At 66.4% G+C, this 8,312-nt stretch carries 6 protein-coding genes; 1 reads left to right on the top strand and 5 read right to left on the bottom strand.

What is annotated here, in order from left to right; all coding sequences use genetic code 11:
- The coding region (locus tag sphsw_RS10900; RefSeq protein ID WP_031440646.1) for an SDR family oxidoreductase at nt 1–793 on the top strand (793 nt) is incomplete at its 5' end.
- Between the two features lie 58 nt (nt 794–851).
- Here the strand turns inward: sphsw_RS10900 and sphsw_RS10895 are convergent.
- From sphsw_RS10895 to sphsw_RS20070, 5 genes are all read right to left on the bottom strand, one after another.
- Nucleotides 852–2,900, bottom strand: coding sequence for a beta-galactosidase (locus tag sphsw_RS10895; protein WP_235188363.1), 2,049 nt, complete (start codon nt 2,898–2,900; stop codon nt 852–854).
- A 132-nt stretch (nt 2,901–3,032) separates the two neighbouring features.
- On the bottom strand, nt 3,033–4,589 hold the full coding sequence (locus sphsw_RS10890; RefSeq protein WP_031440644.1) for an alpha-L-fucosidase: 1,557 nt from the start codon (nt 4,587–4,589) through the stop codon (nt 3,033–3,035).
- 21 nt (nt 4,590–4,610) lie between these two features.
- Nucleotides 4,611–6,161, bottom strand: a complete 1,551-nt coding sequence (locus tag sphsw_RS10885; protein WP_320481448.1) for a GH39 family glycosyl hydrolase — start codon at nt 6,159–6,161, stop codon at nt 4,611–4,613.
- A 159-nt stretch (nt 6,162–6,320) separates the two neighbouring features.
- The gene (locus tag sphsw_RS10880; protein ID WP_031440642.1) at nt 6,321–7,856 is read right to left on the bottom strand and encodes a tryptophan halogenase family protein; all 1,536 of its coding nucleotides are present in this window, start codon (nt 7,854–7,856) and stop codon (nt 6,321–6,323) included.
- The coding region (locus tag sphsw_RS20070; RefSeq protein WP_042467061.1) for a tryptophan 7-halogenase at nt 7,853–8,312 on the bottom strand (460 nt) is incomplete at its 5' end. The genes sphsw_RS10880 and sphsw_RS20070, both read right to left, overlap by 4 nt.

The raw sequence follows: 8,312 nt of genomic DNA, 5'->3' as shown, positions 1-8,312 counted from the left end.
GCGGCCCGATCATGGCGAGACGAGCTACAAGGGGTCGGGAAAGCTGACCGGCAAGCGAGCGCTGATCACCGGCGGCGATAGCGGGATCGGGCGCGCTGCGGCGATCGCCTATGCACGCGAGGGCGCGGACGTCGCGATCAACTACCTGCCGGCCGAAGAACCTGACGCGCGCGAAGTCGTCGCGCTGATCCGGGCCGAGGGACGCAAGGCCGTCGCGATTCCTGGCGACCTGCGCGACGAACGCTTCTGCCGCAAGCTGGTTCAGCAGGCCGCCGAACAGCTTGGCGGGCTCGACATCCTCGTCAACAATGCCGCGCGCCAGCAGACCCGCCCGGGCATCGCCGATATCTCGAGCCAGGATTTCGACGATACGATGAAGACCAACGTCTATGCGCCGTTCTGGCTGACCAAGGCCGCGCTCGAGCGGATGGGTGCAGGCGCGGTGATCGTGAACACCTCGTCGGAACAGGCTGGCAACCCGTCGCCCGACATCGTCGATTATGCACTCACCCGCGCGGCGGTGCTTAACTTCACCAAGAGCATGGCCAAGCAGGTCGCGAGCCGCGGTATCCGCGTCAATGCGGTCGCGCCGGGCCCGTTCTGGACCCCGTTGCAGGTCAGCGGCGGCGCGACGCCTGAAAAGCTGCGCAGTTTCGGCGGCGATTCGCCGATGGCGCGTGCGGGCCAGCCGGCCGAAATCGCCGCGCTCTATGTCGCGGCGGCTGATCCGTCGCTCAGCTATTCGACCGGGCAGATCTTCGGGTCGACCGGCGGCAATGGACAGCCCGCCTGACGAGTGTTGTCGCGCTGGGGCTCGAAGCATCAGCCTCGAGCCCCCAGCGCGACGCTCCTTACTCGACCAAGGCGACGCCATAGCCCGCGAGGTCGAGCGCGCCGGGCAGCTTCCGCCCCGTCAAGACGTCGCGGGCCGTACCCGACTTTGCGCCGGACATCGCCACGCTCACCGCACCGGGCGTCGTATTGACGTAGAGCGTCCGCCCTTCGACCGTCCGTGCGACCACCCCTTCGGGAGTTGCCGGTCCCGTCCGGATCTTTAGCCGGGCGTAAAGCGACCGGATCAGCGGGTCGCTTAACCCCGGTTGCGCCGCGGTCGCGAGATAGATCGCCTGCCCCTTGCCGAATGTGTTGACGGTGATCGCCGGGCTCTTGTCGGGCGTGTTCTCGAACCGCGCGAGGACCTTTGCCGTGCTCGGCTCGAGCACCTCGTAATAGGGATCCGTGCCGCTGAGTTCGCGGCCCTCGAAGCGGACGCGGAGCGGCTGTTCGGATCGGTAGAAGGCGTTGGTCCGCAGCCCGAACACGTCGGTCATGCCGCCCGGCAACGGCGTGCCGAACCATTTCCCGGTCGCGTCCACCTTCGCCGAATAGCCCGTCGTGACCACCGTACCGCCCCGCTCGACGTAACCGCGAAGCGCCGCCGCGATCTTCGTATCGACCAGATACGCGCTCGACACGATGACGAGCTTATAGGCGTCGATCGGGTCGTGGCCGATGTCGATCACCGCCGCATCGATATTGTCGCGGTAGAGCGGCGCAAACGCCGCCTTCACCGCCGTCGTGTAGTCGGTCTTGAAATATTCGGGCGTGGTGTTCGGCCCGGGCGGCGGGCTGGTCAGCCACATCGTGTCGAACGAATAATGCACCGCGACCTGCGGCGGGTCGTAGCGGGGGAAACCCATCGTCTGGAGCTGGCGGAACTCGCGTGCGATCTTCGCGAATTCGCCCACCTTCCACGACGGCCGGTCGTCATGGTCGACCAGCCCGAACAAGGCCTGCTCCTCTCCGCCGAGATGCGAATTGAAGGTCCAGGCGAGGACCGTCTGCGCGTAATGCAGCAGCCCGAAATACGCCCACATCCGCGACCGCCCGGGCGTGCCGTAATAGCCGCCGCCTCCGGCAGTGAACTCGTTGAACCAGACCGGCGTCTGGTGCCCGGCCCGGTTCATCATGACCTCGAACCCCGCACCGAGCGGGTCGCCGGGATAAAATCCCTGCGCGCCATAGGTCGAGACATCTTCCCAGGACCGGAGATAATCGAACCCCTTGGTCCCTGCCGTCGGCCAGAAGTTCGACGCGACAGGCAGGTTCGGGGCAAAGCGCTTGCGGATGGATTCGAGGTCCTTCAGCGCGCCGATTGTGTCGTCCGACCAGAAGCGGCGCAGGTCGAGATAGCGCTCATTGGGCCCCGGACCCCGGCCATAGGGAAGGTCGACCTGATCCCAGTCGCCGATCCGGCGGGACCAGCGCTGCGTCGCCCATGCGGTGTTGAGCGCGTCGACCGTCCCGTATTTCTGCTTCAGCCAGACGACGAACCGATCCCGGTCCGCCGCCGAATAGGACATCTGGCCATTGCCGATCTCATTGTCATAGCCCAGCGCGATCACCGCGGGATGCTTGGCATAACGCTGCATCATCCGCTCGGCGAGACGACCGGCGAGGCGGCGATAATCGGGGTCGCTGATATTGTCCCAGTAGCGCGAGGCGGCGTTGACCCGCACCCCGTCCTGCGTGACGATGTCGACGCCCGGATAGCGCTTGTGCAGCCAGATCGGTGCCGGCTGGCCCGGAATGTCGACGATGACCCGGATGCCCGCCGCCTGCATCTGACGCAGCACATCGTCGAAGCGCTCGAAGGTGAACCGCCCCTCTTCGGGTTCGAAATAGTCCCAGGCCAGATCCCCCATCCGGACCATGTTGAACCCGGCCGCTTTCATCACCGCGATATCGCTGGTGATCTGCGCCGGGCTGCGGTCGACGGGCTGATAACAGGTGCCGACGAACAGCTGCCCCTTGCCGGGCCAGCCGGGATGGCCGGCGGCGCTCTGCGCGCCCGCAGGAGCCGCGAGCAGCGCCGGCGCGGCCGTTGCAAGGGTCAACATCAGGGCAATGGATTGCGCGCGGCGACGTAACATGGAGATGGTCGTCCTTATCGAAGCGATGCCCCCCGTCGGGGGCGCCGGTACTGCGCCAAGCTGGCGAATGGGTGGATCGGTGACGCGGGGACCTGACGCTCAGGCAAAGTCGATCCGGAACGCGCTGGCGTGGCGGGTCGGGAGCGTCGCGGGCACGTCGATCACCAGCGCCTGCCCGGTCTGACGAAAGCGGATCGGCCCGCGATGGCCGAGCAGGCGGACCGCCCGCACCGCGCGCGGCTCGTGCGGGTTGCCAAGCGCCAGCGCGGTGATCGCCACGGTCCCGGCAGGCTCGCCGAGCGTGATCGCGAACAGCTGGTCCTTCTTGGTCGTGAACCGGATATCGCGCGGCGTGTAATCCGCTTTTTCCGAGAACATGCCCGCGGCGGTTTCGGTCGGCCCCTCGCCAAAGATCTTCCAGGGCCGCGTGCCGTGGATCGCCGGCGCGTTGACCGCCATCCACGGCGCCAGTTCCGCCAGAAGCGTCTCGGACTCGGGTGGCAGGCTGCCATCGGGATACATCACGACGTTGAGCAGCATGTTGCCGTTCTTGCTCACGATATCGGCGAGCATCGTCACGATCTGGCTGGTCGTCTTGTAGGGGTGGCGGTCGTTGAAGAACCAGTCGCCATTCGACGTATCGGTCTGCCACGGCAGCGCATTGATGCCCTTGAGCACCCCGCGCTCGACATCCTCGACCGACGCCTCGCGGTGGAACTCCCCCGACCCCGAATTCTTGCAGGTATAGACCGCTTCGAGCCGGCCGCGCCGCGCGATGCTGCCATTGTAGAGATGCGCGACAAGGGCGCGGCCTACGGCCCCGAACGGCAGCCCGCCATCCGAATAGAGCAGGTCGGGCTGATAGCTGTCGACCAGGTCGACGATCCGGTCGAACCAGTGCCGCTGATAGGCGGCGTTCGTGGTGTACCAGGAGGCCGGCGTGTTGCGGTAGGGTTCGTCGCGATTGCCGTGATAGAGATCCGCGTTGGCGGGATCGACACCGTCATAGTCCTGCCCGAGCTTCGGCCAGAACTGATCGTACATCTGGTTCGGATACCACCAGGTATAGCTCGCAGCGAGATGCTCGGACACGCCGAAGCGCAGCCCGCGCCGCGTGGCCGCGGCCTTCCATTCCCCCACGACGTCGCGCTTCGGCCCCATCGCCACCGCGTTCCACCGCTGATGCTTGGAACGCCAGAGGTCGAAATTGTCGTGATGCACCGCCATCGAGACGAAGTATTTGGCGCCCGCGGCGGCATATTTGTCCATCAGCGCGTCCGGATCGAACCGGTCCGCGGTCCATAACGGAAGCAGGTCCTTATAGCCGTGCTCCGACGGATGGCCGTAGGTCTTGAGATGATGCTCGTAATGCGGGTGGCCGGGGACATACATGAAGCGGGCGTACCAGTCGCCCTGACGCGGTACCGCCTGCGGGCCCCAATGCGCCCAGATCCCGAACTTCGCGTCACGAAACCAGTCGGGCGTCTGATAGGTCTTGAGCGAGGCCACCGACGCATCGAAGCGTCCCGCGGGGATTGCCGGGCCGCCGCGTGCTGCGCCTGCCGGAGCCGCCGCAGCCCCCAGCCGCGCCGCGCCGACCCCCAAGGCGCCGAGCAGCGGTGCGGCCAGCACGTCGCGCTTGCTAAATCCCGCCATGTCTTCTCCCCTTTTGCCCGATTATTGTTCGATGCCCGCGGTGCCTGCGGGTTCCAGCGTGACGAGCGCGATGTCGTTGCTGCGCATCGGTACCGTGACGCGCGTCGATCCGCTGCGACCGACCCGGACGGTCCGCGCCTGTTCGGGCAGGTCCTGCGTGGCCTGCTCGAGCCCCTTGCGCTGCGCGGCATCGAGCGACGCGGGCATGCCCATGTCGATATAGAGCGAGAGCGGGTCGTTCCGGCGATAACCGGTCCGGCGGATGGTCAGCCGGTACGTCCCCGCGGGCACGTGATCGAAGGTCAGCGCGATCGGCCGGGCCGCGACCGCGGGCACCTGCCGGGTGTAGAAGGGCTTGTTGCTCAGCGTCTGGACCGGCTGTTGCCAGTCCCAGACCACGGCCGCGATCCGCTGACCATCGGCGGCGGCGAGCACCGTGTCATCCGCCACGGGTATCGCGCGGCCCTTCAACGCGTTCAGATATTTATACGCGAACCAGGCCGGCTTGCGGATACCTTCGCGGTTCATCAACCCGAACCCGCCATGAAAGGGCGTCGGGGGCGGCCCCGGCTCCTCGAACAGGTCGGTATAGGTCCAGTAGCTCATACCCTGCGCATAGGCCCGCGACTGCTTCAGCTTGGTCAGGATGTACGGCGCGCTGATATAGCTGTCGTGGACGAAGTCGCGCGGCGTGTAGCTCGTGCTCCATTCGGTGAAGTAGAGCGGCAGCCCCGGATAGGCCGACGCCTCGATCTGCTCGCGAACGCGGCGCACGTCGCCGACCACCGCGTCGGGCGACGCCGACAGCTTGGTGTCCTGCTTGCCCTCCTCGTCGAGGAATCCGCCCTCGACGCCATAGGTGTGTGTCGTCACGAAATCGATCGGCACGGCGTTCCGCTTTGTAAAGGCGAGCAGCTCGGGCACCCAGGCCGCGCCCGCGGTCGATGGCCCGCCGACCCGCAACGCCGGATCGATCGCCTTGATCGTCCGCGCGGTGTCCGCATAGAGATCGAAATAGGCTTTCTGATCGGCCTTTTCCCAGAACCCGTCGAGATTGGGCTCGTTCCAGACCTCGAAATACCAGCGGCGAACCTCGTCGGCGCCATAACGCTGCCGAACATGGCGGACATAGGCATCGATCAGCCCGCGCCACAAAGCCGGATCGGGATGCGAGGTATTGCCCTTCCAGTAGAAGATCGTCTGCTCCGACGTCCGCATCGCATTGGGCGTGAAGCCGAGCTCGACGAAAGGCCGGATCTTCTTCGCCAGCAGCGCATCATAGAGCTGGTCGATCTTCGTCCAGTCATAGACGATCCCCGCATCCGTCTTGCGCACCGTGCCGAGGACATCGTGGAAGATGTCGTGGAAGCGGATGTAGCGGAAGCCGAGCTCGTCGACCGCGGTCTTGAGCTGCGCCTGGCTGTCGCTGCGGATCAGCGTGCCCGGGAAATCCGAGCCGATCGACAGGTCGAAGGATCGATCGACCGGATCTGCGGCCTTGGCGGCATCGATGACGACGCGGCGTTCGCCCCCACGGGCAACGGGTGCCGCTGCAGCCGGCAGAGTGCTCAACGCTACGACTATTGACGCAGCCATTCCCGCGCTCGACGCCCACCGCATACCCGCTCCCGTTCTTATACGAATTGCCATCATGGTAGCCCGATCAGGCGGAAGGGCAAGCTTTGTCCGACAAATAAGCTTTTTAGCGATCGCGGCGACGTGTAGCTCGGATCAGGCCGCGGTCCGCAGCGGTGCCGCACAATGCCGGGCGATGAAGTCGGCGTGGCGCGGCATCGCCTCGGCGGTCTTAGCGACCATCTCCCGCACATGGTCGAGGAACAGGGCGCTCTCCGCCACCGGCAGCCCTGCGGTCAGCGGATCGACCGACGCCGGCCGGATACCCTGCCCGAGCAGGACCGCGATCCAGCTGTCGGGCGTGAACAATTCGCCCTGTTCGCGGAAGATCCGCGCCCGTCCCGCCCAGAGATCGAGCTTGGCCTGCAGCGACGGCGGCAGCGTCGTGCTCTGGCAATGACGCCAGAACGCCGAATCCGTCCGCGTCGTCGCATGGTAGTGAAGGATGATGAAGTCGCGGACCTGATCATACTCCCGGAGCATCTGCCGGTTATATTCGGCGATCTCGACCGCGCTGAACCCGGTATCGGGGAACAGGCTCATCAGCCGCGCGATACCCGACTGGATCAGATGGATGCTCGTCGATTCGAGCGGCTCGAGAAAGCCGCCGGCCAGCCCGATCGCGACGCAATTCCGGTCCCACAGCCGGTCGCGCCGCCCCGCGACGAACCGCAACTGGCGCGGATCGGCGAGCGGCGGGCCGTCCAGTCCGTCCAGCAGCACCCGCAGCGCGGTCTCGTCGTCGACATGGTCGCTCGCATAAACATGGCCGTTGCCGACGCGGTGCTGGAGCGGGATCCGCCAGCGCCAGCCGGCCGCTTCCGCGGTCGCGCGCGTATGCGGGGCCGGCGCATCGCGGGGTGCACTCGGCACCGCCCAGGCGCGATCGCACGGCAACCAGTGCTGCCAGCTCGTGAACCCGACGTCCATCGCGTCGCCGAGCAGCAGCGATCGAAACCCACTGCAATCGATGAACAGGTCTCCGTTGATCGCACGCCCGTCCGCGAGCCGGACCGCTTCGATGAAGCCAGTCCCGGCCTGCCGATCGACCGCCGCCACGCGCCCCTCGATCCGCACCACACCCGCCGCCTCGGCAAGGTCGCGCAGATATCTGGCATAGAGCGCGGCATCGAAGTGGAAGGCATAGGACAGCGTCGACAGGACCGATTGCGGATTGGCCGATGGTCGCGTGAAACGCCCATTGCGCGCCGCGACCGTGGACAGGCAATAGTCGCCGATAGGCCCCGGAATACCGGGTTGCGCGAGGCCGGCCTGACGCAGCCAGAGCTGATGGAAGGCCACCCCCTCGACGTCGCGGCCATGCGTGCCGAACGGGTGGAAATACGCGTCGCCCAGCCGCCCCCAGTCGCTAAACTCGATGCCCAGCTTGAACGTCGCCCCCGTCGCGCGGACGAAGTCGTCCTCGTCGATGCCGAGCATCCGGTTATAGTCGAGCAGCGAAGGGATCGTCGCCTCGCCCACCCCGACCGTGCCGATCTCCTCAGATTCAACCAGCGTCACCGCGACGCCGCTCTCGACCAGCCGCGTCATCGCGGCGGCGGTCATCCACCCCGCCGTCCCCCCGCCGACGATGACGATCCGGGTGATGCGGGCCGGGCCGGGATCCGTCACGCCGCCGCTCGCGCACCGAAATGATGGTGCTGCGCATAGGTGAGCAGATCGCGGTTCGACGGCAGGTTGCGGACCGCATAGTCGGCCTGACGCCGGACCTCGGCAAACGCACGCCGCGCATCCTCGGCATAGCGCAGCGCGCCGGCCTTTGCGCTCAGGTCGGTTTTCCAGCCCATGCCGTACAGGACATATTGCCAGCTGGCGTCGGTGAAGATGTCGACCTGCCCGTCGATGTCGAGCTCGTTGGGTGGCCGGAACCGCCACCGGTCGAGCAGCTCGAGCAGGCTGTCGGGGACCGAGGCGTCGGCCACATTGTCGCGCCAGAACGCCGTGTCGCGCCGTTCCGAGATGCAGTAATGCAGCTTGATGAAATCGAGCGCGCGCTCGTAGCGGCGTAGCATGTTGGCGTTGAACTGGCGCGCCGACGTCTCGTAGTCGCTGCCCCAGGGAAAGAGG

It is taken from the genome of Sphingomonas sp. FUKUSWIS1, from assembly GCF_000733135.1.
GTDB classification, from domain to species: domain Bacteria; phylum Pseudomonadota; class Alphaproteobacteria; order Sphingomonadales; family Sphingomonadaceae; genus Sphingomonas; species Sphingomonas aerolata.
This window is presented reverse-complemented; position numbering and strand designations above follow the sequence as displayed.

Excerpts from the sequence above, each read along its gene's own strand:
- sphsw_RS10895 (WP_235188363.1), bottom strand. The coding sequence starts at position 2,900 with ATGTTGACCCTTGCAACGGCCGCGCCGGCGCTGCTCGCGGCTCCTGCG.
- sphsw_RS10890 (WP_031440644.1), bottom strand. The coding sequence starts at position 4,589 with ATGGCGGGATTTAGCAAGCGCGACGTGCTGGCCGCACCGCTGCTCGGC.